The 23,432-nt window shown below is 59.3% G+C and carries 23 protein-coding genes; 11 read left to right on the top strand and 12 right to left on the bottom strand.

Annotated elements, in window-relative coordinates; translation table 11 throughout:
* Position 1: 1 nt before the first annotated feature.
* Together DIT71_RS01175 and DIT71_RS01170 are read right to left on the bottom strand one after the other, a co-directional pair.
* Entirely contained in the window at positions 2 to 970 is a 969-nt protein-coding gene (locus tag DIT71_RS01175) for an AraC family transcriptional regulator (protein ID WP_114611771.1), read from the bottom strand.
* Between the two features lie 105 nt (positions 971 to 1,075).
* Positions 1,076 to 2,752: a putative bifunctional diguanylate cyclase/phosphodiesterase gene (locus DIT71_RS01170; RefSeq protein WP_114611371.1), complete on the bottom strand. Its 1,677-nt coding sequence runs from the start codon at positions 2,750 to 2,752 to the stop codon at positions 1,076 to 1,078.
* Between the two features lie 212 nt (positions 2,753 to 2,964).
* On the opposite strand from DIT71_RS01170, the gene DIT71_RS01165 reads away from it, so the two are divergent.
* The 3 genes from DIT71_RS01165 to DIT71_RS01155 all read left to right on the top strand — a co-directional run bounded on the left by DIT71_RS01165 (position 2,965) and on the right by DIT71_RS01155 (position 5,629).
* Positions 2,965 to 3,288: a DUF3301 domain-containing protein gene (locus DIT71_RS01165; protein WP_114611370.1), complete on the top strand. Its 324-nt coding sequence runs from the start codon at positions 2,965 to 2,967 to the stop codon at positions 3,286 to 3,288.
* Positions 3,289 to 3,458: 170 nt separating this feature from the next.
* Positions 3,459 to 4,754 carry a pyridoxal phosphate-dependent aminotransferase gene (locus DIT71_RS01160; protein ID WP_114611369.1) on the top strand — a complete coding sequence of 432 codons (1,296 nt, stop codon included), beginning with the start codon at positions 3,459 to 3,461 and terminating at the stop codon, positions 4,752 to 4,754.
* A 50-nt stretch (positions 4,755 to 4,804) separates the two neighbouring features.
* Positions 4,805 to 5,629 carry an inositol monophosphatase family protein gene (locus tag DIT71_RS01155; RefSeq protein ID WP_114611368.1) on the top strand — a complete coding sequence of 275 codons (825 nt, stop codon included), beginning with the start codon at positions 4,805 to 4,807 and terminating at the stop codon, positions 5,627 to 5,629.
* 19 nt (positions 5,630 to 5,648) lie between these two features.
* On the opposite strand, the gene slmA is transcribed toward DIT71_RS01155, so the two are convergent.
* The 9 genes from slmA to DIT71_RS01110 form a co-directional block, all read right to left on the bottom strand.
* Complete coding sequence (gene slmA, locus DIT71_RS01150; RefSeq protein ID WP_114611367.1) at positions 5,649 to 6,263, bottom strand: nucleoid occlusion factor SlmA; 615 nt, start codon at positions 6,261 to 6,263, stop codon at positions 5,649 to 5,651.
* Positions 6,264 to 6,455: 192 nt separating this feature from the next.
* Entirely contained in the window at positions 6,456 to 7,265 is an 810-nt protein-coding gene (locus DIT71_RS01145; protein WP_114611366.1) for a thiazole synthase, read from the bottom strand.
* Between the two features lie 51 nt (positions 7,266 to 7,316).
* The gene (gene thiS / locus DIT71_RS01140; protein WP_114611365.1) at positions 7,317 to 7,517 is read right to left on the bottom strand and encodes a sulfur carrier protein ThiS; all 201 of its coding nucleotides are present in this window, start codon (positions 7,515 to 7,517) and stop codon (positions 7,317 to 7,319) included.
* A gap of 25 nt (positions 7,518 to 7,542) precedes the next feature.
* On the bottom strand, positions 7,543 to 7,863 hold the full coding sequence (locus DIT71_RS01135; protein WP_199490940.1) for a DUF423 domain-containing protein: 321 nt from the start codon (positions 7,861 to 7,863) through the stop codon (positions 7,543 to 7,545).
* A gap of 61 nt (positions 7,864 to 7,924) precedes the next feature.
* Positions 7,925 to 8,725, bottom strand: coding sequence for a symmetrical bis(5'-nucleosyl)-tetraphosphatase (locus tag DIT71_RS01130; RefSeq protein WP_114611364.1), 801 nt, complete (start codon positions 8,723 to 8,725; stop codon positions 7,925 to 7,927).
* The gene (gene rsmA, locus DIT71_RS01125; RefSeq protein ID WP_114611363.1) at positions 8,718 to 9,548 is read right to left on the bottom strand and encodes a 16S rRNA (adenine(1518)-N(6)/adenine(1519)-N(6))-dimethyltransferase RsmA; all 831 of its coding nucleotides are present in this window, start codon (positions 9,546 to 9,548) and stop codon (positions 8,718 to 8,720) included. The genes DIT71_RS01130 and rsmA overlap by 8 nt, the downstream gene beginning before the upstream one ends.
* A complete protein-coding gene (gene pdxA, locus DIT71_RS01120; protein WP_114611362.1) occupies positions 9,545 to 10,546 on the bottom strand; it encodes a 4-hydroxythreonine-4-phosphate dehydrogenase PdxA in 1,002 nt (333 codons plus the stop codon). The genes rsmA and pdxA overlap by 4 nt, the downstream gene beginning before the upstream one ends.
* Positions 10,543 to 11,868, bottom strand: coding sequence for a peptidylprolyl isomerase (locus tag DIT71_RS01115; protein ID WP_114611361.1), 1,326 nt, complete (start codon positions 11,866 to 11,868; stop codon positions 10,543 to 10,545). Before DIT71_RS01115 ends, pdxA begins: the two co-directional genes overlap by 4 nt.
* A 64-nt stretch (positions 11,869 to 11,932) precedes the next feature.
* On the bottom strand, positions 11,933 to 14,224 hold the full coding sequence (locus DIT71_RS01110; RefSeq protein WP_406565092.1) for an LPS-assembly protein LptD: 2,292 nt from the start codon (positions 14,222 to 14,224) through the stop codon (positions 11,933 to 11,935).
* A 325-nt stretch (positions 14,225 to 14,549) separates the two neighbouring features.
* On the opposite strand from DIT71_RS01110, the gene DIT71_RS01105 reads away from it, so the two are divergent.
* Genes DIT71_RS01105 through DIT71_RS01095 form a run of 3 tightly spaced genes read left to right on the top strand, consistent with a single transcriptional unit; the run spans position 14,550 to position 17,023 of the window.
* Entirely contained in the window at positions 14,550 to 15,587 is a 1,038-nt protein-coding gene (locus DIT71_RS01105) for an aminoglycoside phosphotransferase family protein (protein WP_114611360.1), read from the top strand.
* On the top strand, positions 15,584 to 16,264 hold the full coding sequence (murU, locus tag DIT71_RS01100) for an N-acetylmuramate alpha-1-phosphate uridylyltransferase MurU (RefSeq protein ID WP_114611359.1): 681 nt from the start codon (positions 15,584 to 15,586) through the stop codon (positions 16,262 to 16,264). The genes DIT71_RS01105 and murU overlap by 4 nt, the downstream gene beginning before the upstream one ends.
* A 3-nt stretch (positions 16,265 to 16,267) precedes the next feature.
* Positions 16,268 to 17,023: a DnaJ domain-containing protein gene (locus tag DIT71_RS01095; RefSeq protein ID WP_114611358.1), complete on the top strand. Its 756-nt coding sequence runs from the start codon at positions 16,268 to 16,270 to the stop codon at positions 17,021 to 17,023.
* Between the two features lie 41 nt (positions 17,024 to 17,064).
* Here DIT71_RS01095 and DIT71_RS01090 read toward each other — a convergent pair whose 3' ends face one another.
* Entirely contained in the window at positions 17,065 to 18,039 is a 975-nt protein-coding gene (locus DIT71_RS01090; RefSeq protein WP_114611357.1) for a DUF3530 family protein, read from the bottom strand.
* Between the two features lie 106 nt (positions 18,040 to 18,145).
* On the opposite strand from DIT71_RS01090, the gene rpe reads away from it, so the two are divergent.
* From rpe to trpD, 5 genes are all read left to right on the top strand, one after another.
* Complete coding sequence (gene rpe, locus DIT71_RS01085; RefSeq protein WP_114611356.1) at positions 18,146 to 18,832, top strand: ribulose-phosphate 3-epimerase; 687 nt, start codon at positions 18,146 to 18,148, stop codon at positions 18,830 to 18,832.
* Positions 18,829 to 19,518, top strand: coding sequence for a phosphoglycolate phosphatase (locus DIT71_RS01080; RefSeq protein ID WP_114611355.1), 690 nt, complete (start codon positions 18,829 to 18,831; stop codon positions 19,516 to 19,518). Before rpe ends, DIT71_RS01080 begins: the two co-directional genes overlap by 4 nt.
* A 177-nt stretch (positions 19,519 to 19,695) precedes the next feature.
* On the top strand, positions 19,696 to 21,183 hold the full coding sequence (gene trpE, locus DIT71_RS01075; protein ID WP_114611354.1) for an anthranilate synthase component I: 1,488 nt from the start codon (positions 19,696 to 19,698) through the stop codon (positions 21,181 to 21,183).
* Between the two features lie 16 nt (positions 21,184 to 21,199).
* The gene (locus DIT71_RS01070; protein ID WP_114611353.1) at positions 21,200 to 21,778 is read left to right on the top strand and encodes an aminodeoxychorismate/anthranilate synthase component II; all 579 of its coding nucleotides are present in this window, start codon (positions 21,200 to 21,202) and stop codon (positions 21,776 to 21,778) included.
* Positions 21,779 to 22,256: 478 nt separating this feature from the next.
* Positions 22,257 to 23,285 carry an anthranilate phosphoribosyltransferase gene (gene trpD, locus DIT71_RS01065; RefSeq protein WP_114611768.1) on the top strand — a complete coding sequence of 343 codons (1,029 nt, stop codon included), beginning with the start codon at positions 22,257 to 22,259 and terminating at the stop codon, positions 23,283 to 23,285.
* Positions 23,286 to 23,432: the final 147 nt, after the last annotated feature.

Below are 23,432 nucleotides of genomic sequence, written 5' to 3'. Positions count from 1 at the left end.
GTCAGGGAGCGGCCAGAGGCTCCTCAGAGTGCCCGCTTTCAGCCTCAAGCAGGTTGCGTCGCCATTGGGCGGTCTCGCTGGGCAGTTCCCCGAAGTGTTCCCGGTAAAGGGCAGCAAACCGGCCAAGATGGGAAAAACCCTCGTCAGCTGCATACCGGGAAATATGCGGCACCATGCACTGACAGTCCACCAGGCGGTACCTTACTCTCGTCAGACGGTTGCGCTGATAGAGCCGATAGGGTGTTATGCCGGCGTCCCGTTTCATCAGGTAGTACAGGTTGCGCTCACTGACCCCGGCGTAGCTGGCCAACTCCGTCAGGTTGAAGTCCCAGTCCGGCTCGTGCCTGATCTTATCCACGGCACGAAGTAACCGACGGTCCAGGCCGGAACAGTCACAACCAGATTTTGATTCCTCCCGTGCAATCCGGCCCAGCCGGCAAAAAAGCTCGCTGGTCATCTGTCTTGCGTGATTGTGATCGCGGAAGAACAGCGACCGCCGGAGGTAACAGTCGATCAGTTCATGACATTCTGCAATCGGCAGGCCGGCGTTCGAATTGACGAGGTTGTTCAGAATGTCTGTTCGCGGCCTCATAATCATCACGCGGCCGAGTTCTGGCAGGCGCAGATGAAAACGGTCTTCAGGACGGGCAACAATCAGCTTTCCCAGTGGCTGCCAACGGCCACCCTGCCGCGCTATCTGGGGTTCTCCGCCTAGTGGCACCAGAACAACCGGGTCGGACGTGCGGCAACCGGTCAAATCCATACCCTGGCTGGCATAGATACAGACAATGAAACCCTGCTCTGACTCCAGGGCCGATAAAGCACCGACAGGGCCGCCACCATTGTGTAACCGGCACGCCATGTCCCTGCATCCGGAGATTTTCCGGATGGCCGCAAGCCACTCTCCGAGCGACGCCCGACTGAGTCGCAGATAGGCGTCAAGTTCCAGTGCTGATGCTGTATTTGGCATAGGGTCCGGGGGAAAGAGAATCATGCTTTTCTTTTAGGGCAATCCAGGCACGCCACCTAGCCAAATGTTGCAAAACCCTGCTGCAACGCCCAACGGGTAGCCCTTTTATTGATCAGCATCAATAAATACTGCAGTTAACGAACGCCATGGTTGGGGCCTGGCCAGAAAAAATCCCTGCCCGCGGTGACAACCCAATTCACATAACTTGCTGTGCTGATCCCCGTTCTCTATTCCCTCGGCGACAACTTCCAGGTCAAGCGCCTCGGCAATACCCAGGATTGCCGCAACGATTCTTGAATCCCGGCACTTACCTCCAAGGCGCCGAATAAACTGCTGGTCAATCTTGAGAACCTGCACGGGTAATGTGTGCAGGTACGCCAGCGAGGAATAGCCCGTTCCGAAATCATCGATAGCAATAATCACACCCTGCTCACCCAATATTCGCAGACGATTGAGGCACTGTGGTGACAGGTTCATCAGGTGGGTTTCGGTGATTTCGATCTCAGGCCTCCAGCCTATACGGCGGATACGATCAAATAGCGGTCCAAGAAGACTTTCTAGGCGCTTATCAGTAATCTGACGAGCCGATATGTTGATCGCCAGGCAAAGCTCCCCGGGCAGACTTTCAGGGCGCTCCGGCAGATCCGCGAGAATACATCGCACAAGATGTTCACTGAGCTCATGGATATGCCCCCGCTGCTCTGCGATGGGAACAAACTCACCGGGCGAAACCTCGCCAAATTCCGGGTGGTTCCAGCGTATCAGTACCTCCAGCCCAGCCACTCCACCGGTATCGAGACGATACTGGGGCTGATAGACAACGCTGAACTCTTCAGGAGCGGTCTTCAACGATGCCACCAAAGCTTCGGAAAGACGCTGCTTGTACCGACCTTGCTCGGTATCCACAGCACTATAAATCCGATAGCAGGCCCGCCCCGCCAGCTTGGCGGTATACATGGCACGGTCTGCATTTTGCAGAAGTGACACAGCAGTTTTGCCGTGCTCCGGGTAAATGGCAGCACCTACAGAGGCTGACAGGAAAAACTCGCGATGATCGACCACCACCGGAGCCTGGAAGGTCCGCGTCATGCGCTCGCAAACGCACTCAAGATCGGTATCTGTTTGCAGCTCTATGATGGCGGCAAACTCGTCGCCTGAAAGTCTTGCTACCAGGTCCTCCCGCCTGAGCACATTCTGAATACCCTGAGCTGCCTGCTGCAAAACCCGGTCACCGCAATCGTGCCCGTGCAAGTCATTGACCGACTTGAAGAAATCAAGGTCCACATACAGCACGGCGAAACGAGGATTTTCCCCTGCGTTCCGGGATACGCGAGCCTTGAGGAATTCCTGGAAGAGCGATCGATTCGGCAGTTCGGTCAAAGGGTCGTAATACGCCAGAGAGGCCAGGCGTTCGTCGCCAGCCGCAACGTCACCAACGTCCATGAAAACGCCAGCAAAGAACCGCCGATTATCATGCTCTACCGGATAGACGGTTAACCACTGGGGATAGGTCTCCCCGTTTTTGCGCCGGTTCCAGATCAGCCCCTCCCAGTGCCCGTGACGGTCGAGGCTGTCCCACATCGCCCGATAAAACTCCCGAGAGTGCAACCCCGAGCTGAGCAACGAGGGCGCTTTCCCGAGGACTTCACCTGCCTGATACCCGGTTACTGCGCGAAACATCTTATTAACGTAGGCAATTCTCGGCTCTGTTGTGGACAGCATGATTGCCTTGGGATGGTTGTCTACCAACGCCCTGAAATCTTTTTGTTGTAGTGCCTGCATGTACTGCTTGCTCCTTTCCAGCAGTCGCTGAATCTGGTCTGACCAGTTCAAGTCATCAGCATAAGGGATATCGGTTGCAAACCTAGCCGTATATTGCAAAAACCCTGCTGTTAAGACGAAAGCACAAGAAGCCAGCCAGCGATTCCCCGCGCCGGCGCAATAAGGTAGGCTGAAAGCCGTTCCGTCTCTTAACCTGGAAGATTGCCGTTACTGTGACTCTTGGAAACCTGTTCTGGCTGTTTGTCGCCGGCTTTGCCGTCTGGTATTGGTGGCGTGCCAAGGCCATCAAGGACTTTGTGCTGCAGGCGGCCCGAAACTACTGCAAAAAAATGGATGTGATGCTGCTGGACGAGGCGGTGTATCTCCGTGGCCTCTGGTTCAAGCGAGACGAAAACGGCCGCGTTCGCGTTTGGCGCCGGTTTCTTTTCGACTTTACGTCAACCGGAGAGGAGCGCTACAACGGTCGTATCATCATGCTCGGCCAGCGCATTGTTCAGATGGAGCTGGAGCCCCATCGCTTCGGACCGGATTTCTAGTCGGGCACACCGACACTGGCTGATTAACAGTTCCCGACCGTTGCCACCTCCGATTCGGACCATTCTGCCGCCAGCCCTGCGGCAATCACCTATCTGACAACACGCACAGATTCCGCCCAGGTTTCCTATACTGCCTGCTAAACCTCCCAACCAGACAACAGAACGGAACCATGGATATCCAGACAGACCATCGCTATGCCATCAACCTCAACGTGCGGGGCATCCAGCCCTCAGCGACCCTCCGTATCAATGAGCTCAGCAACCAGCTCCGCTCCGAGGGCCGTGACATTGTCAAACTGGGGCTTGGGCAGTCGCCATTCCCGGTACCGGAGAGGGTCGTTGAAGCCCTGCGGCAGCACGCCCACGAGAAAGACTACCTTCCGGTCAAGGGGCTGAAGGCACTGCGGGAAGCGATCGCCGGCTATATCAATCGCAGTGAACGCATGCGCTTTACCTGGGAAGACGTATTGATCGGCCCCGGTTCCAAGGAACTGCTGTTCATGCTTCAGCTGGCCTATTATGGTGACCTGCTGATTCCGCGCCCGAGCTGGGTTTCCTATGCCCCCCAGGCCCGCATCATCGGCCGCTCGGTTCACTGGCTGCCTACCCATGCCGAGAACAACTGGCAACTGACCGCGGAAGAACTGGACATCATCTGCCGTGACGACCCGTCCCGTCCGCGCATACTGATTCTCAACTACCCGTCCAACCCCACCGGTTGCACCTATACCGAAGACCAGCTGCTCGCCCTCGCCAATGTGGCGCGAAAATACAAGCTGATTCTGTTATCCGATGAGATCTACGGCGAAGTGCACTTTGAGGGCAAGCACAAGTCGATTGCCCGCTACTATCCCGAAGGCACCATCATCAGCACCGGGCTGAGTAAATGGGCGGGCGCCGGTGGCTGGCGCCTGGGCACCTTTATTTTCCCGCCGGAGCTGCGGCCACTGCAGAACGCCATGGCGATCATCGCCAGCGAAACCTACACGGCCACCAGCGCTCCCATCCAGCATGCCGCCATTGCCGCGTTTTCCGGTGGCGCTGACCTGGACGAATACCTGAAGCAGTCGCGCCGGGTGTTGAAAGTGGTGGGTGAATATCTCCATCGCAGGCTTACGGCAATGGGGGCTGTGGTACAGAAGCCCGAGGGTGCCTTCTATCTGTTTCCTGATTTCTCCGGTTTTCGCGAGGCTCTTGCACGCCGGGACATAAAAACCAGCCAGGCCCTGTGCCAGTCCCTGCTTGAAGATACCGGTGTCGCCATTCTGCCGGCCAGTGATTTCGGATTCGTTCCGGACCACCTGGCGGCTCGCCTGGCGTTTGTCGACTTCGATGGTGCCGAGGCCCTGAAACTGGCGGGCGACGACTACGCCAACCAGGAACTGGAGGACGACTTCGTCAACCAGGCCTGCCCGCGTCTGGTAAAAGCCATGGACAGACTGGAGCAGTGGCTCACTGGCCTGTAACCGGATCGTGTTAGACTGGCGCTCTCATTTTCTGATCGGAGGGCGCCATTTTGTCTGAGCCGAAAGCTATTGCAACCATTGCTGATTTTGCCGCAGAGCTGGCCCTTGAGGCCGGCGAACTGGTGCGGCGGGAACGTGACGAAAATACCCTGCGCACGGACTACAAGCAGCAGACAGAACTGGTTACCCATGCCGATGTCATAGCAGACGAGATGATCACCGGCGCCATCCGTGAGCGTTTCCCGGACCACCGTATCCTCTCTGAAGAAACCATGCCCGACCTGAGCCAGGCAGAAGAACTGGATACCCCGCTTTGGATTATCGACCCCATCGACGGCACCGTGAACTACGCCTATGGTCATCCCCAGGTGGCGGTTTCCATTGCCTATGCGGAGCAAGGAAAAGTTCAGGTAGGCATCGTGCATGCGCCTTTTTCTGGAGAAACCTTCCGCGCCGTTCGCGGCAGTGGCGCCACCCTTAACGGCAACCCCATAGAACACAGCGCTGCCACCGTGCCCCGGGACTCCCTCTTCGCTACCGGCTTCCCCTACACCAAGGACAGCCTGGAACCGCTGCTCCGCCGCCTGGACGCCATGATTCACCAGTGCCGCGACCTGCGCCGTATCGGTTCCGCCGCACTGGATATCTGCTGGGTGGCCTGTGGCAGACTGGACATCTACTACGAAAACGTCAGCCCCTGGGATTTTGCCGCTGCGAGGCTGATCGCCCTGGAAGCGGGTGCGACGGCCGGGCATTTCAGTGAGGTACCGGACGGTTATCCGGCGGACCTGTGGGGGAGGGATATACTGATATCGGCACCGGCGGTCTGGGAACCGGTGCGGAAGATTCTGCGCAGGGCATCCGGATACGAGTGATTCACACTTGTGCCACTGTTCAGATTGGTTTGTCGGCTTGCAATGAGTGACTCCAGACTGCCTCGGACACCAGCGCCCAGGCTTCTTCGAAATCACTGGAGGGCAGACGGGAAAACGAAGACCGGATAAACCTCTGCACCCTGCCCTCGATAAACACCAGCACAAAGTCCGCACCGCGGGCCGAACTGGTCCGTGGGCGCAAACCCTGGCGAATCTCGCCTTCCTTGAGTGCCTGACGCACCTGGGTTTCCAGGCGTTCGAAAAACTGCGAAGCGCGCCTGCGGAGGGCGTCGTTTTCACCCATCAGGGCGTCGCCGGTCAAAATCGTGCAAAGGCCCGGGTTACGCTCGGCAAACACCAGCACCAGATGGACCAGTTGCTGTAGGCGAACTGTTACATCTTCCTGTTCCTGCAGGATTACCTGGCAACGGGAAAATACCGCCTCTTCGGCAAACTCGATCAGGGCCTCGAACATCTTTCGCTTGCTGGGGAAATGCCGGTACAGGGCCGCCTCGGTAACTCCCACGGATTTCGCAAGGCCGGCGGTAGTAATGCGGGCCCCCGGATCTTTCTCCAGGAGTTCAACAAGGGCATGGAGAATCGCTTCTCGACGACTTGGTTTTTGTTCTGTCATAACAGGACTGCAGCACTCTGTTTAACTTTTTGGGGAATACGGATCTGGGAGTACAGAGACAGGCGGGCAGGTCCAGTCGGGACACGCCGTGAATACGTCCCTGTAGGCTCGTAAAAAACATCCCTGTTTTTTACGGTCCCGACTGGACCTGCCCGCCTGTCTCCGTGTCGAGTCTTGTGATTGTGACCCAGATCAGAAGAAGGTGCCATCAATCGGAGATGACGCACTGGCGTAAAGCTTCTTCGGCATACGGCCAGCCAGATAGGCATCACGGCCGGATTCAATCGCCAGGCGCATGGCCTTGGCCATGCGGATGGGGTCCTGAGCCAGGGCGATAGCCGTGTTCATCAGTACGCCGTCACAACCCAGTTCCATTGCCAGGGTCGCATCAGATGCTGTTCCCACACCGGCATCCACCAGTACCGGCACATTAGCGTTTTCCGCGATCAGGCGGATGTTGTAACGGTTCTGGATGCCCAGGCCGGAGCCAATGGGCGCGCCCAGGGGCATTATGGCGATACATCCCATTTCTTCCAGGCGCTTGGCCAGCAAAGGATCGTCAGAGCAATACACCATGACCTTGAAGCCGTCCCGAATCAGCTCTTCCGCAGCCACCAGGGTTTCGGTCATGTTCGGGTACAGCGTCTTTTCCTCACCCAGCACTTCCAGTTTGACCAGGTCGTGGCCATCCAACAGCTCCCGGGCCAGCTTGCAGGTGCGCACAGCGTCCTTCGCGGTGTAACACCCGGCGGTATTTGGCAGCATGGTGTAGCGGTCGGGAGAGACTACATCCAGCAGGCTGGGCTCATCCGGGTTCTGGCCAAGGTTCGTGCGACGAACGGCAAAGGTAACGATTTCGGCGCCGCTGGCTTCAATGGCGTGGCCGGTTTCCATCATGTCATGATACTTGCCGGTGCCAACCAGCAGACGGGACTGATAGACCCTGCCGGCAATTTCCAGTGGCTTGTCTTCGGGAAGCTGTATTTGGGAACTCTCACTCATGCTGAACACCTGAACCTGTCATTGAAATCGGGGATAAATAAACAGCCAGCCTCAGCCGCCGCCAATGGCGTGAACGACCTCTACCCTGTCGCCGTCGCTAAGGGTGAACTCGGTGTGCTGGCTTCGCGGAACAATATCTTCGTTCACTTCCACCGCCAGACGCTTGCCGGTCAGTGACAATTGCTCAATCAGCGCTGCCACGGTAGCCTCGTCGGAAAGCTCCATGGGGTTACCATTTACCTGAACCTGCATAGTTGTACCTGAATAACGTCTGTTGCTATCGCCTGAACCCGGAGATGGCCACCAGTATCCAGCCCATCATAAAGCCGATGCCGCCAACCGGCGTCACCGGTCCGACCCAGCGAATATCAGTGAGCACCAGGAGATACAGGCTGCCGCTGAACAGCAGGATTCCGGCGACAAAAAATCCGGCCGCAATGCCGAGCAGGTTCCGGGACAATCCTGTCAGCGGGAGTATCGCAACCAGAATCAGTGCCAGTGAGTGATATACCTGATATGTGACGGCAGTCTGAAAAACTTCAAGGCCACGATCACCCAGCACACCCCGCAGACCGTGCGCACCAAAGGCGCCAGCCATTACCGCCAGCAGGGCAAACAGGGCGCCGCAGATCAATACGGGCCGTAGCGGTTCTACGTTTTTAACAGTCACAATGGATCTTTTCACCACTATCCAGGTTCATCAACGTGAGTGTGCCACCCCAGACGCATCCGGTATCCAGCCCGATAAAACGGTCACTGTCCGTCCTGCCTTCCAGGGCTGCCCAATGGCCAAACACCACGCGCACATCGTCCGTCCGCGGAAACTGGAACCAGGGCGCATATCCGTCCGGTGCCGCAGCAGCGGAGTCCTTGGCAGCCAGCTCAAGGGTGCCGTCCTCGGCGATAAAGCGCATGCGGGTGAAATAGTTGGTGATGGCACGCCAGCGGTCCATGCCGGCAAGGTCGGGATGCCAGCGTTCAGGCCGGTTGCCATACATATGGGTGAAATAGACCTCCGCCTCGGGTCCGCGGATAACGGCTTCCACCTCGCGGCCATAACCAAGTGCCTGATCGACCGTCCAGATATGGGGCAGCCCGGCATGGACCATCACCAGGTTGCGGTTGGCATCGTGAACAAACAGGTTCTGTTGCCTGAGCCAGTCAAGCAGGCGCGGGTGGTCCGGTGCCTCAAGGATATCGGACAGGGTATCCTTGTTTTTGAGAGCATGGCCGCCAAGGGCGACCGCCAACAGGTGCAGGTCATGATTGCCGAGTACAACCACGGCAGAACTACCCAGGCTTTCGACATATCGCAGGGCATCAAGAGACGAAGGGCCCCGATTGATGATATCACCGGCTACCCATAGCCGGTCCCGGGACGGTGAGAAATCAACTTTGGCAAGCACGTCCATGAGCCGTTCGTAACAGCCCTGGATATCTCCGATGGCATAATCAGTCATGGCTTACCTCGTCGCCACGGTGGCTTTCGGGCTTGCTGTCCGCCAGCAGGTCGGCAATTGCTACGTACTCTGCCAGGCCCAGGTTTTCCGGGCGCAGGCCATCATTGATACCGATGCTGTTGAGCTGCTCCACCGTTACCAGGCCGGCCAGAGCCTTGCGCAGGGTTTTGCGGCGGGCACTGAAGGCGGTACGTACGACGGCCTGCAGCAGTTTGTAGTCCTTTGCCGGATGCGGTAATACCTTGTGGGGAACCAGGCGGACAATAGCGGAGTCCACTTTCGGCGCCGGGCGGAAGGCCCCCGGCGACACTTCAAACAGAGGCTGCACGCGGCAGAAGTACTGGGCCATGATGCCGAGCCGGCCGTAATTGTTGTCGCCGGGAACCGCGGCCAGCCGCTGCACCACCTCTTTCTGCAGCATGAAGTGCATATCCTGAACCACACCCGAATGGCCCAGCAGATGGAAAATCAGGGGCGTGGAAATATTGTACGGCAGGTTGCCGATGATTCTCAGGGGCTTTTCGTCCACCAGTTCGCCAAAATCGAACTTGAGCGCGTCCGCCTGGTGGATTCGCAGGTTGGGGTAATTGAAGAACTTGGTTCTGAGCACCGGAATCAGGTCCCGGTCCAGTTCGACCACCTGCAGGTTGGGATTTACGCCGAGCATTTCTTCCGTGAGCGCGCCGAGACCGGGGCCGATTTCCACCAGGGCATCGTCCGGTTTGGGGTTGATAGCGCGGATGATTCGCTCGATCACACCGGGGTCATGGAGAAAGTTCTGACCGAAGCGTTTTCTGGCCTGATGGCCGTGTTTGTTGCTCACTCGAAGGTTTCTCTTTTTGCGGAGGTTGCCATTTGTGCGCCCACCCTGATCGCGGTTTTCAGGCTGCCGCCATCGGCTTTTCCGGTACCGGCCAGGTCGAGAGCGGTGCCGTGGTCGACGGAAGTGCGGACAATGGGCAGGCCAAGGGTTATGTTGACGGCCCGGCCGAAGCCCTGGAACTTGAGGACCGGCAGGCCCTGGTCATGGTACATGGCCAGCACCGCATCGGCGTTGTCCAGCCAGTGCGGCGTAAACAGGGTGTCAGCCGGCAATGGCCCGGTCAGCGCAATTCCCTCACAGCGGAGCTTATTCAGGGCAGGCTCGATGATATCGATTTCTTCCCTCCCCAGATGGCCGCCTTCACCGGCGTGGGGATTGAGGCCCGCGACCAGGATTCTGGGGCGTTCAAGGCCGAAAAACTTGCGCATGTCGGCGTCAAGAATACGGGTGACCTGGCTCAGGCGTTCCGGTGTGATGGCGGCAGCGACGTCTTTCAGAGGTAGATGGGTGGTGACCAGCGCAACCCGGAGCTCCTCGGTGGCCAGCATCATCACAACACGTTCGACACCGCAGAGTTCCTGCAGGAATTCGGTATGGCCACTGAAGTTGATACCGGCGTCGTTGATCACGCCTTTGTGCACCGAAGCCGTCACCATGCCGTCAAACATTCCGTTCAGGCAGCCCCGGGCGGCTATTCGCAGTGTTTCCACAACATAGGCACTGTTGGCCGGATCAAGCCTACCGGCTACGGTGGACGCCAGCCCCTCGACATGCAGAACAGACAGCCGGCCCGGTGCTGTGGCTGCCGGGGTTCCGGGCTGCCAGTCCTCCAGTTCCACAGCCAGTCCGAGCAAATCTGCCCGGGCCTGCAGCAGGTGTTTGCAGGCTACCGCTACAATACCGTGCTGGCGCTGGTCCCGCGCCAGCTGCAGGCAGAGCTCCGGGCCGATACCCGCCGGCTCGCCCGCGGTCAGTGCAAGGGTGACCTGCTGTCTCATGATTCGCTGGCATCTCCGGAATCGTCATTCTTGAACTCGATAAAGGCCTCATCGCGGATTTCCCGCAGCCAGTTCTGCAGCTCGGTATCGAATTTGCGGCGATAGATCGCCTGCCGTGCCTCGGATTCGCGAACATCACCGCTGATATCCTGCTGTCGACGATCCTGCACCTGCAGAATGTGCCAGCCAAACTGTGACCTGAAGGGTCCTTTAAGCTCGCCAACATCGGCCTCCATCATCGCCTGCTCGAACTCCGGCACCATCTGTCCCGGGCTGACCCAGCCAAGGTTGCCACCGTCGGATCCGGACACCGGATCGTCCGAATACTCCCGCGCCAGAGCATCAAAATCCGCGCCGTTCTGGAGTTGCTCATAGAGTTCGCGGATAGCCTCTTCGGCCTGACTTTCCGACACGGTTTCGGAAGTACGCACCAGGATATGGCGGACTTTGGACTGCTCAATGACCTGAGCCTCTTCACCACCACGGCGGTCCATGACCATCACCAAGTGGAAACCACTGCTGTTTTGAAGAACCGGTGAAACCGTCCCGGTTTCCAGATCGGGTACCACGTCGGCAATCAGGGACGGCAGCCTGTTCTCTGCACGCCACCCCATGTCGCCACCCTCAAGGGCATTGCTGGCATCGGATTCAGCCACCGCAACTTCACGAAAATCCCGCCCGCCGGCGATTTCTTCGCGCAATCTTTCTATCTTGTTGCGGGCCTCGCGCACTTCTTCGTCATCGTTGAAGTCTTCCACTTGCACGAGGATATGAGCGAGTTCGTACTCGGCATTGCTGCGCCCATCGCCGGCGGTGGCTTCCAGATAGTTTTCCACCTCACGGTCGGTTACCCGCACGCGGTTGCCAACCTGGCGCTGCTGGACCCTGCTGGTGATCATTTCATTGCGGATCTGTTCACGGGCTTCGCGGTAGGTAACCCCTTCCTGACTCAGCTGCTGTTCAAACTGGTCCAGCGTCATGTTGTTGCGCTGGGCAATGGACGCCATGGTCTCATTGAGCTCGTTATCGCTGATGCGCATGCCGGCCCTCTCGGCCATTTGGAGCTGTATTGATTCGGTAATCAGCTGCTCCAGCACCCGTTCTTCAAGAACATCCTGTGGCGGCAGGCCCGTTCCCTGAGCCCTCAGGCGCCCCACGATAGTATTGATGCGGGCGTCCAGCTCGGACTGCAGAATAACGTCGTCATTGACAACCGCAACAACCTGATCAAGCAGTTTGCGTTCGGCCTGTACGGTTGCAGACAAGGCCACAACCATCAGTACCAGTAGTATTCGTGCGCAATGGCGAAGGTTCGCCTTCATAGTCACCTCTGTATGGATAAATACCGCCTGTCTCCGGGCACAGGATACCCGCACTTCTCAGTAATCAGCGACCGCCGAACCGGCGACGTTCCCTTTCATCAAAGCCGTAGATGGCTTCGGATATTTCGTCGGAAGAACCGCCACTGCCACCCAGCCCCTTGAGCTGAATCTGGAACAGCATGCGGCTTTCAAGTTCCTGGTCATCCGTGAAGTAGTTCTGGTGCACCAGCTGGACACTCCAGCAGCAATTATTGTATTCCAGCCCGGCCAGTGAGCCGACCGTACGATCAAGCTGCGAATCGTAAACCCAGCGGCCGATCAGACTAACACGGTCTGTGACAGGAAAAACGCCCCCGATATCCGACTGTTCGAATTCGTTTCGACGATAGGTGTGGCCTACGCTGGCCAGATAACGATAATCACTGGAGTGAAAGACCAGCTGGCTGCGGCCTTCCTCGGTTTTGTGGGTGTCCGGCTCCCACAACCCGGATGTGCGGATTTCCATCCCATCCACCGGCCGCAGAATCATCTCGCCCGCCAGCGGTGAATCGCTGGTGTCAGAAGCGCCCTGCCCGGCCAGAGTCACGTCCCGATCGTCATAGTAATGCACCTGTCCTATGCTGAATCTGGCCCGCTCGGCGCCTGTCAGGAGGTCATTGAAGCGGCTGGTCAGTGCCACTGTGAGCTGGTTGGTGTCGCCAACCCGGTCACCACCGCTGAAGCGGTTGCGCTGGAACAGCTCGTCAAAACTGAATGAACGGATAGTGGTATCAAAATCCGGTATGAACCCCTGGTCTGCCTCCGCATCCGCCCAGGCGTAATAGAGGCGGGGCTCAAGGGTCTGATTGTAGGGGATATCAAACAGGCTGGACTGTCGATCGAAGTACAGTCCCGAATCCCACTCGGCCACCGGCACCGTGCGGTCAAACCCGGGGTCCCGCAGGTTATAATCTTCCAGCTCGTAGCGGGTGTAATCCACGCCGACCGATGGCCGCACGTAGCCCCAGAGCGCCCGCATCGGAAGTGCCACCTCCGGTATCGCCCTGACCCGCTGGCCGTTGGCGCGATCGAGACCGGTCAGGTCAGCATTATCGCGGTAAAAATAGGTGTACTGGCTTTCCAGTGAAAGTTCCGCAGGCCCGGCATCGACTGCTGCGCCGTATACCACTTCCGGCAACTGCGAGTAGGGAACATTTTCATCAGCGATGAAATCACTGATGGTCTGGTAGCCGCTCAGATAAGTCTCGAAGTACTGTGAAGAGTCCCGGTAACGCACTCCACCCCGTCGCTGCAAATGGGTCGTGCGGTTGATCTCGAGGGTGCGGTTCAGGTCGCTGAGATACTCGTCATCACTGACTGCCGAATAGTCACCGTAGCCGGTCCAGCCACCACCGAAAGCAGCCTGGGTACTGAAATCCAGACCCCAGCGTTCACCGTCTTCCCCGGGAAATTCCCGCGCAAACTCGGCATCGTCGGCAGCGTAGCCGACCTGCAGTACTGACTCCCCCAGGCTGCTCAGATAACGCCCCTCGGCCTCGGTAAACAGGCCGCGCCCGTGAATATACTGCGGCGTCAGCGTGGCATCGTAATGGGGTGCCAGGTTCAGGTAGTAAGGTACGGAGAAGAAGGCACCGCTGCCCGTGTTAGACGTGCCAAAGGAGGGGTAGAGAAAACCACTCTTGCGGCGATCGTCGATGGGAAAGCTGGCATAGGGCCAGTAGAACACCGGGATATCACGGATCTGCAGCCGCACATGCTTGGCTGTACCGACGCCCTCACCCTGGTCCAGGTGAATCTCTGACGCCACGATCGACCAGTCGTTACTCTGGGGCGCACAGGTGGTCAGTGATCCCTGGCGTATCTGCACCTGGTCTTCAGCGGTGCGGGACAGCTGCACGGCAGAGCCGCGCATTTCCGGGCCATGCAGCAGGAAGGTTGCGGTATTGATATCCACCAGACCACTATCGACGTCGTAATCCGCGCGGTCACCGGTCAGCAGAAATCCCTCGCCGCGGCTGGTCAGCGGTCCTTCAATGGCAACCGAGCCCGCAGCCTGGTCATACCGCGCCTCGGAACCGGTCACCCTGAAGCCCCCCTGCTGCAGACGCACATCCCCGCGGAGATAGAGCTCATTGTCAATTTCGTAGCGGGCATTGAGACCGCTGGCCTGCAGGGGGGCCTGGCCGCCATCAGACGCTGCCTCTCCAACCATCCCCGTCGGCACCCCAGAAGGCAGGTAACCACCCTCGCAAAAGTCCGGCAAGGAGCGGCGAACCTCCTCGGGCAGCTCCGCTTTCGGGCGCCAGTCGATCTCTGCCGCTGAAGGAACCGCCTGGGCCAGCACAGCCGGCGCCACCGCCCATACAGAACTGCCCGCGACCAGCGCGGCCAGACACCCTGAACAGGCTCGCAACCGGTGCGGCGGTGTTCGCAGCTTCCTTGATGGGGCTGGCACGATGAGAAGTTTCCTCTCCTGAATGGGTTTGCCTTTGTCGGAGGCAATTTGAGAACGGCCTAGTTTACACGCCGCCCTTTGCCTTGTTAACGGAAACTGGTGTCGCGTCTGGCCAATTCGTTGCTGCCAAACCGTTTTACTCTCTATACTGATCTGCTAACTTTCCGGCATGAACCGAAAAAGGTTTGGCCACTAATAACTTCTGAGCCAGGAAACCAGCCAATTCATGGATACCCGCCTGAAAATGCTCACCCAGTGGGTCAGAGACCTCCCCGGCTTTGACCAGGCAACCCCCCTGCCAGTATCCGGGGATGCGAGTTTCAGGCGTTATTTCCGGGTCAGCGGCGATCCCCACGGCACCGGATCACAAAACTACATCGTGATGGACGCACCGCCTGAACACGAAGACTGCCAGCCCTTTGTCGCCATCGCCCATCACTGGCGCACCCTGGACATTGCCGTGCCAGACCTGGTTTACGAAGATCTCACCCGGGGCTTCCTGCTGCTGGAAGACTTCGGTGACCAACTGATGCTCGGCGCGCTCAGTGCCGGCAACGCCGACGAGCTCTACAGCGCCGCCATGGATGAACTTGTCCGCATCCAGCGCGCCAGCGACTCCCCGGATTATCCGTTGCCGACCTATGATCTTGAGCTGCTGGACCGTGAGATGGCCCTGTTTCCCGACTGGCTGCTGACCCGCAAGCTGGGCCTGACATTGGGTAACGGTGAACGCGCACTACTGGAGACCACCTTCGCATTTTTGCGCGAGAGCGCGCTGGCCCAGCCGGAAGTGGCGGTACACCGGGACTATCATTCCCGCAACCTGCTGATTCGGCCAGGGACTGACAGGCCCGGCGTGATCGATTTCCAGGATGCCGTGCGCGGCCCGGTGACCTATGACCTGGTGTCCCTGGTGAAAGACTGTTACATCCGCTGGCCGGAAGAGCGTATCAGCCAGTGGACCGAGCAGTTCCGTTTGCTCAGCGCGGATGCCGGCCTGCACAAAGCAGATCAGGCAACTTTCCGCCAGTGGCTGGAGCTCATGGGCATGCAGCGCCACCTGAAGGCAGCAGGCATCTTTGCCAGGCTGGCAATCCGCGACGGCAAAACCGGATTTCTGAAAGATATTCCCCGCACCGTCGGGTATCTGGTGGAGGCCAGTAGCAGACAGGCAGCCCTGCGCCACTTCCACGAATGGCTGACCGATGATGTAGTCCCCGCCATCGAGCGGCAGATCGGCCCGGTGGAGACACACGGCCAGTGAAAGCCATGATCCTCGCGGCCGGCAAAGGCGAACGCATGCGGCCGCTGACCCTGACCACCCCGAAACCGCTGCTGCCCGCCGGTGACAAGCCGCTGATCGTGCATCACCTGGAGCGGCTGAAGGCAGCCGGCTTCCGACAAATGGTGATCAACCATGCCTGGCTGGGTATGCAGATTGAAGAAGAGCTGGGCAATGGCGGCACCTTCGGGGTGTCCATCGAGTACTCAAGGGAACACCAACCGCTGGAAACCGCTGGCGGCATTATCCAGGCCCTGCCCATGCTGACCAGCGGCGGGGATGAGTGGTTTGCCGTGATCAACGGTGATATCTGGTGTGACCTGGATCTGGCGCAACTGACCCCGCCCGACGGTGCCGACGCTCTGCTGGTCATGACCGATAACCCGCCACACAACCCAGCCGGCGATTTCTACCTTGGCCCGACCGGCAGGGTAGCCATGGACGGGCCGGAGATGCTCACCTTCACCGGCATCAGCCTGCTCCACCGCCGCCTTTTTGACGGGCTGGCACCAGGCACCATGAAGCTTGCCCCGCTACTGCGCGAAGCCATGGCGCGGAACCGTGTCAGGGGCCTTCACCATACCGGGCAATGGATGGATATCGGCACCCCGGAACGACTGCGGGAACTGGACCGGAAACTCAAGGGAAGCGAGAGCTAAGCGATGACGTCTGACTCCAGGACCAACAGCCTCCCGGCGCGCATGGAAGCCGAGTTCAGCGAACTTCTCGGCGAGTTGTCCGCCTGTGGTCACCAGGCCAATGAGCTAATGGTCAGAACACGGCTGCCAGGCTGGTGCCGCCGCAGCCTGTTCTTTTTTCTGGGCTATATCGCCAAATCCCAGGGCCGGGTGACGGAAAAGGACGTCGGGTTTGCCGAAGCGCTGATGAAAGCCCTGAAACTGTCTCAACGCCAGCGCCGAAAGGCTATTGGCCATTTTCGCAAAGGCAAGGCTGCTGAGCACATTCCCGCCATGAAAGCCCTTGGCCTCAGGCTGACCCGCCGCATCTGGCCTTCGCCGGCACTGCGCGTCGCCATCTGCTTATGCCACGCGGCCCAACTGCAGGGACGACCGGAGAAACCCAGACGCTATCGCTGCGAGGACGCCATTGACCAGATGGGGCTGCCAATCCGGGTCAGTGACGACATACTCGAGAGCTACGCTTGCAAGGTCTGGATCACCGAGCCGGAAGCCCAGCCGCGCCCTTCCACCTTTGAGCAGGCCTGCCAGCTTCTGGGGGTTACCCGCAGGGACTCGCGGGATATCATCAAACGGGCCTACCGCAAAAAAGTATCCGAATGCCACCCGGACAAGCTGGCGCAGCAGGATCTCAGCCCCGCGGAACTGGCCAGAGCCAAGGACCGGCTGCAGAGATACCAGCAGGCCTGGGAGCTGATCAGCAAGCGCCTGTCGGTTTGAACCCGGCGTAGCGGCTGCCGGAGGTGTGCCTGGAGGCTGAGCTAACGGTCTGATGCCAGCCAGGCTGAAAGCCGGTTAGCCAGTGCCGCTGCATTTCGGGGCTGCGGCTGCTCTGCCATCGCCACCGGCTGCCGGGTATAGCTGGCAACGCCCTCACGCCGCAATGCGGCCTCACGCCTCTTAGGCGACCTGAGCCCCGAACCCTCCATGAGGTCTGGTGCACGGGAGCTGTGAAGCTCCAGCACACGGATTTGCCCTGCCCCCGAGAGCCATTCCGTCAGCGCAGCCGAACTGTCGCGGTCAAACACCGGCGCAATCCAGATCAGCGCGGATACCTCACCACTCCCGACACTTTCAGAGTTTGCCATCCGCGCCACATGGCCCGCCGCCACGCCGATGCCAGCGACGGCCACCCTTTGATAGCCCCGGCCCGCAAGGTTTCCTGCGGCCGCTGCCAGAGCTTTCTGGATCCGGGTCTGGTACTGGTCCTCCAGCTCTTCCACATCAACACTGTCCATTACATCGATCATCACCGACCCGGTGTCATCGGCGCCCTCCTTGGATTCGTCAGGGGCGGATCTCCGTGGCTGCCGATGGGCCCTCTGCAGGGCGTAGGGCGGCGGCTCCAGCCCCAGGGTCATGACTGCCCAGCCGGCTCGCGCCATCGGCTGGCGCAAGGCACCCGCCAGGCCGGAGGCAGCGGACTGACCCTCATCGGCAAGAATCACCAGGGCACCCTTTGCGGGTGCGTCCGCTTCCGGCTCAAACAGCGCCAGTACACGCTCCTCCTCCGCCGGTTCCAGCCATACGGCGTCATCCGGCCACTTTCTGGCGATCGCCTGTGAATCCAGCCCCGTCGAGATCATCACCCGTTTGCGTTCGCCGGCCGGTGCTTCCGCGCCTTCGCCCCGGGAGTCCGCATTCTCCTGAGCCAGTGCAGAAGACGCACCAACCGCAGTACCACTGGCAAGAATGATCAATAATCGGATAACCGGTCTTTCAAACCATTTGCTCACAGGCCGTCACTCATTCCGTGCGAAAAATCACCATCAAGCTGGTAGACTAGCAACCGATCCACGTGCCGTCATCGCTTCTATTATCAAACCGTTCAAGAGAGCCGTCATGAACCCTTACCAGATTGCCCCGTCCATCCTGTCAGCCGATTTTGCCCGACTGGGCGAGGAAGTCGATAACGTACTGGCTGCCGGTGCCGACATTGTCCATTTCGATGTCATGGACAACCATTATGTACCCAATCTGACCATCGGCCCCATGGTCTGCGAGGCCCTGCGCAAGCACGGCGTTACCGCCCCCATCGATGTCCACCTGATGGTGTCCCCGGTGGACGACCTGATCCGCATGTTTATCGATGCCGGTGCCAGCTACATCACCTTCCACCCGGAAGCATCGAATCACATCGACCGCTCCCTGCAGCTGATCCGCGAAGGCGGTTGCAAGGCCGGCCTGGTGTTCAACCCGGCCACACCGCTGCACTATATCGACCATGTCATGGACAGGCTGGACATGATCCTGCTGATGTCGGTAAACCCGGGCTTTGGCGGCCAGAAGTTCATTCCCGGCACCCTCGACAAGCTGCGCGAGGCCCGCAGGCGCATTGATGCCAGCGGCCGCAACATCCGCCTGGAAATCGACGGTGGCGTCAAGACCGACAACATCCGTGAAATTGCCGAAGCAGGTGCCGACACCTTTGTGGCCGGCTCTGCCATCTTCAATACCGACGATTACAAAACCACCATCGACGGGATGCGGGCGGAACTGGAACTGGCCAGACAGAGCCTGAACCAATGAGCCTGGCGGGTCTTTTCAGCCAGCGCTGGCCGGGGGTTGCCCTGTTCGATCTGGACGGCACCCTGGTGGACAGCGCGCCCGACCTGGCCGCCGCCATTGATTCCATGCTGGAACATCTGGGGCGCCGCAAGGCCGGCATCGACAATGTCCGGCAGTGGGTCGGCAATGGCGCCGGCGTGCTGGTGCGACGTTCCCTGGCGGGGCGCGCAGACTGGGAGCCGGCCAGCGAGAAGGACGATGCGCTGTTCAACGATGCCCTGGCCATCTTCTACCACGCCTATGAAAACCTAAACGGCCAGCACTCCGTACTTTACGATGGCGTGGAAGAGTGCCTGGCCCGGCTGGCGGACTACGGGTGCCGCATGGGCATTGTCACCAACAAGCCCGAACAGTTTGTGGCGCCCTTACTGGAGCAGATGGGCATCGAGCACTGGTTCGACCTCAGCATTGGCGGGGATACCCTTCCGGTACGCAAGCCGGACCCGCAGCCGCTGATCCACGCCATGACCGAACTGGGCGGTACCCGCGGTACCACGGTGATGGTGGGTGACTCGGTCACCGACATCAGCGCCGCCCTGGCAGCAGGCATACCCTCGGTAGCGGTGCGTTACGGCTACAATTACGGGGCGCCGGTAGATTCACTGGGGGCGGATGCAGTTGTTGATTCCCTCGCGCAGCTTTTGTAATCTCACAGGACATTGATTTGAAACCTTCAATTCGGGAGATTCCTGCCGTGCAGGGACTGAGTCTGATGACAGCGCGAGGCATTCTCACAACCCGCGTAACACGATGGTGGCGATGGCGTACTGGCTGAATGTCGCCCGCAAGACCACCATACCGATCAGATTTCAGGAATCGTTACCATGACACCCGAGCAATTCGCCGAGCTCGCCCAGGCCGGCTTTAATCGTATCCCCGTCTACCGCGAAGTCCTTGCCGACCTGGACACGCCGCTCAGCACCTATCTGAAGCTGGGCAGTGGTCCCTACTCCTACCTGTTCGAGTCCGTGCAGGGTGGCGAGAAGTGGGGCCGCTACTCCATCATCGGCCTGCCGAGCCGGGAAGTGCTCAAGGTCTTCGGTCACGACATCACCATCACCCGTGACGGCAAGGTAGTCGAGGAGACAACGGCAGACGACCCGCTAAACTTCGTGGAAGACTACCAGGCCCGCTTCAAGGCGCCGGACCTGGACGAACTGCCGCGCTTCAACGGCGGCCTGGTGGGCTACTTCGGCTATGACACTGTTCGCTATATCGAAAAGCGCCTGCGCAGGACCTGCCCTCCGGACAGGATCGGAACACCCGATATCCTGCTGATGGTATCCGATGAAGTGGTGGTGTTTGATAACCTGCGCGGCAAACTGCATCTGATCGTCCATGCCGACCCCAGCCAGGAAGGCGCCTATGAGCAGGCCCTGCAGCGCATCGATGATCTGGAATCGCGCCTGCACCGGCAGACCGCTGATGCTCCCCGCACTCCGGCGCATCTGCGTGGCAACACTGTAGACGAGAGCGACTTCATTTCCGGCTTCAACCAGGAAAAGTTCGAAGCGGCGGTGGGCAAGATCAAGGAATACGTGCTGGACGGCGATGTGATGCAGACCGTCATCTCCCAGCGTATGTCGATTCCCTTTGAAGCACCGCCCCTGAACCTGTACCGCTCACTGCGGGTGCTGAACCCTTCCCCCTACATGTATTTCCTGGACCTGGACGACTTCCACATCGTCGGCTCATCACCGGAAATCCTGGCGCGGGTGGAAGACGAGGAAGTTACCGTTCGCCCCATCGCCGGCACCCGCAAACGCGGCGCCACCGATGCAGAGGACAGAGCCCTGGAAGCCGAACTGCTGGCCGACCCCAAGGAAATTGCCGAGCACCTGATGTTGATCGACCTGGGCCGCAACGACGCCGGCCGGGTGTCGGAAACCGGCACCGTGAAACTGACCGACAAGATGATCGTGGAGCGCTACTCCCACGTGATGCACATAGTCTCCAACGTGACCGGACGCCTGAAAGAGGACACCAGCTGCCTGGATGTCCTGCGGGCCACCCTCCCCGCCGGCACCCTCAGCGGCGCCCCCAAGATCCGCGCCATGGAAATCATTGACGAGCTGGAGCCGGTGAAGCGGGGCGTTTACGGCGGTGCCGTGGGTTACCTGTCGTTCAATGGCAACATGGATACCGCCATTGCCATCCGCACCGCCGTGATCAAGGACAATACCCTGCATATCCAGGCCGGTGCAGGGGTGGTAGCCGATTCGGTACCACGTCTCGAGTGGAAGGAAACCATGAACAAGGGCCGCGCGATCTTCCGCGCTGTCGCCATGACCTACAACGATTTCAACCACTGAGGCGGAGGAACAGAGCATGTTGCTGATGATCGATAACTACGATTCCTTCACCTACAACGTGGTGCAATACCTGGCCGAACTGGGTGCGGATGTCCATGTGTACCGCAATGACGAGATCACGGTCGAGCAGATCGAGGCCCTGAAACCGGAGCGCCTGGTGATCTCCCCGGGACCCTGCACCCCCAATGAGGCGGGCATTTCCATGGCCGCCATCCGCCACTTCGCCGGCAAGCTGCCCATCCTCGGCGTGTGCCTGGGCCATCAGGCCATCGGCCAGGTCTACGGAGGCGATGTGATCCGCGCCGGGCGGGTGATGCACGGCAAGGTGTCACCCGTGTTCCACAAAGATGAAGGCGTGTTCCGTGGCCTGAGCAACCCGCTGCAGGCGACCCGCTACCACAGCCTGGTGATCGACAAGGACACCCTGCCGGAGTGCCTGGAAGTGACTGCGTGGACTCGCAATGAGGATGGCTCGGTGGAAGAAATCATGGGCGTTCGTCACAAGACGTTGCCCATCGAAGGCGTACAGTTTCATCCAGAGTCTATTATGACTGAGCAGGGGCATGAGCTTCTTCGGAACTTCCTTAGGAGCTAGTTTTGTTTGGGTGGCCTTCGGGGTCTGGTTCTGATTCCGGGCAGTAAGGGGGAGAGTATTCCCCAAACACGCCTCGAGAGATCCCTGTTCGGCTCGAGCTCCGCCATCCATGGCTCCGCACGGTTTGGGGAATACTCTCCCCCTCACTGCCCTCTCGGCATTTTTCCAGTGTGTTCTCCACGCAGAGCTGGAAAAGCAAAAATGGGTTTTGGGGCACGAAACACTGGATAAGCCCTTACCGAGGATTAAAGGAGATGGCTGGGGTGGCCACTTCACAAAACGTGCGGAGCCATGGATGGCGGAGCTCGAGCCGCACAGGGATGTCTTGAGGCGCTTTTGGGAAGTGGCCACCCCAGCCATCGACCATACTCCCAAATCAGAGGGCCAACCCAATAACAGGCCCTACACCCAGCAGGAAATTGCTAAGCTAGACCCAAACACAGAAGACAAAAAGCAGATTGAACCAAGAGGCCCACGAATGGACATGAAAGAAGCACTCAACCGCATTGCCTCCAACCTGGACCTGTCCACGGAGGAAATGAAGGACGTTATGCGCATCGTCATGAAAGGCGAAGCCACCGATGCGCAGATCGGGGCTTTTCTGATGGGCCTGCGCCTGAAGAGTGAAACCATCGACGAGATCACCGGTGCCACCGAAGTCATGCGCGAGCTGGTAACCCGGGTAACGGTCAAAGCCGAGCCACTGGTGGACATCGTCGGTACCGGTGGCGACGGAGCCAACCTCTTCAACGTCTCCACCGCCGCTGCTTTTGTGGTTGCAGCGGCCGGCGGCTTTGTCGCCAAGCATGGCAATCGTGCGGTATCGTCCAAAAGCGGCAGTGCTGACCTGCTGGAAAACCTGGGCATCAACCTGCAGATGAAACCTGAAGAAGTCGCCCGTTGTGTCGAGGAAATCGGTGTCGGCTTCATGTTCGCGCCCGCTCACCACGGGGCCATGAAACACGCCATCGGCCCACGCAAAGAGCTGGGCTGTCGTACCATCTTCAATATCCTCGGCCCGATGACCAATCCGGCCGGCGTCAAGCACCAGTTGATCGGTGTGTTCACCAGGGAACTGTGCCGGCCTATGGCAGAGGTTCTGCAGCGCCTGGGCGCCGAACATATCATGGTAGTGCACTCGAAAGACGGTCTGGACGAAATCAGCCTGGCAAGTCCGACTCATGTGGCGGAACTGAAAAATGGTGAAGTCACCGAATACGATATCACCCCGGAAGATCTGGGCATCAAAAGTCAGACCCTGGCGGGCCTGACCGTGGACACTGCCGAGGACTCGCTTAAACTGATCCGGGCCGCCTTCGGCCGTGGTCATGATGAAACGGCCGAAAAGGCCCGCGACCTCATTGCCCTGAATTCTGGCGCCGCCATCTATGTGGCTGGATTGGCGAGAACGCCTCGGGAAGGCGTGGAGATGGCCCTGGACGCCATGGGCTCCGGCCTTGCCGCCGGCAAGATGTCGGAGCTTGCAGATTTTTCGCAGTGTTTCTAATACTGTCCTGCTAACATTGCAGCCGGACGATCCGGTGGGGAGACCCTTCCAAAACACGCCCACGAGTACGTCCATGTAGGGCTTGACGTCAGCCATCCCTGGCTGACGACAGCTTTGGAAGGGGCTCCCCACCGGCTCTCGCATACT

This window comes from Marinobacter vulgaris (assembly GCF_003344045.1).
In the GTDB taxonomy this organism is placed as follows: domain Bacteria; phylum Pseudomonadota; class Gammaproteobacteria; order Pseudomonadales; family Oleiphilaceae; genus Marinobacter; species Marinobacter vulgaris.
The sequence above is the reverse complement of the archived record's forward strand: the minus strand, read 5'-3'. Positions and strand labels throughout refer to the sequence as shown.

Coding starts and splice junctions, on each gene's coding strand:
- DIT71_RS01175 (WP_114611771.1), bottom strand. CDS start 970: ATGCCAAATACAGCATCAGCACTGGAACTTGACGCCTATCTGCGACTC.
- DIT71_RS01160 (WP_114611369.1), top strand. CDS start 3,459: ATGGATATCCAGACAGACCATCGCTATGCCATCAACCTCAACGTGCGG.
- trpD (WP_114611768.1), top strand. CDS start 22,257: ATGGACATGAAAGAAGCACTCAACCGCATTGCCTCCAACCTGGACCTG.
- rpe (WP_114611356.1), top strand. CDS start 18,146: ATGAACCCTTACCAGATTGCCCCGTCCATCCTGTCAGCCGATTTTGCC.
- thiS (WP_114611365.1), bottom strand. CDS start 7,517: ATGCAGGTTCAGGTAAATGGTAACCCCATGGAGCTTTCCGACGAGGCT.
- DIT71_RS01080 (WP_114611355.1), top strand. CDS start 18,829: ATGAGCCTGGCGGGTCTTTTCAGCCAGCGCTGGCCGGGGGTTGCCCTG.
- DIT71_RS01170 (WP_114611371.1), bottom strand. CDS start 2,752: ATGCAGGCACTACAACAAAAAGATTTCAGGGCGTTGGTAGACAACCAT.
- DIT71_RS01130 (WP_114611364.1), bottom strand. CDS start 8,725: ATGACTGATTATGCCATCGGAGATATCCAGGGCTGTTACGAACGGCTC.
- DIT71_RS01135 (WP_199490940.1), bottom strand. CDS start 7,863: ATGGCTGGCGCCTTTGGTGCGCACGGTCTGCGGGGTGTGCTGGGTGAT.
- trpE (WP_114611354.1), top strand. CDS start 19,696: ATGACACCCGAGCAATTCGCCGAGCTCGCCCAGGCCGGCTTTAATCGT.
- DIT71_RS01115 (WP_114611361.1), bottom strand. CDS start 11,868: ATGAAGGCGAACCTTCGCCATTGCGCACGAATACTACTGGTACTGATG.
- pdxA (WP_114611362.1), bottom strand. CDS start 10,546: ATGAGACAGCAGGTCACCCTTGCACTGACCGCGGGCGAGCCGGCGGGT.
- DIT71_RS01095 (WP_114611358.1), top strand. CDS start 16,268: ATGACGTCTGACTCCAGGACCAACAGCCTCCCGGCGCGCATGGAAGCC.
- DIT71_RS01145 (WP_114611366.1), bottom strand. CDS start 7,265: ATGAGTGAGAGTTCCCAAATACAGCTTCCCGAAGACAAGCCACTGGAA.
- DIT71_RS01105 (WP_114611360.1), top strand. CDS start 14,550: ATGGATACCCGCCTGAAAATGCTCACCCAGTGGGTCAGAGACCTCCCC.
- DIT71_RS01070 (WP_114611353.1), top strand. CDS start 21,200: ATGTTGCTGATGATCGATAACTACGATTCCTTCACCTACAACGTGGTG.
- slmA (WP_114611367.1), bottom strand. CDS start 6,263: ATGACAGAACAAAAACCAAGTCGTCGAGAAGCGATTCTCCATGCCCTT.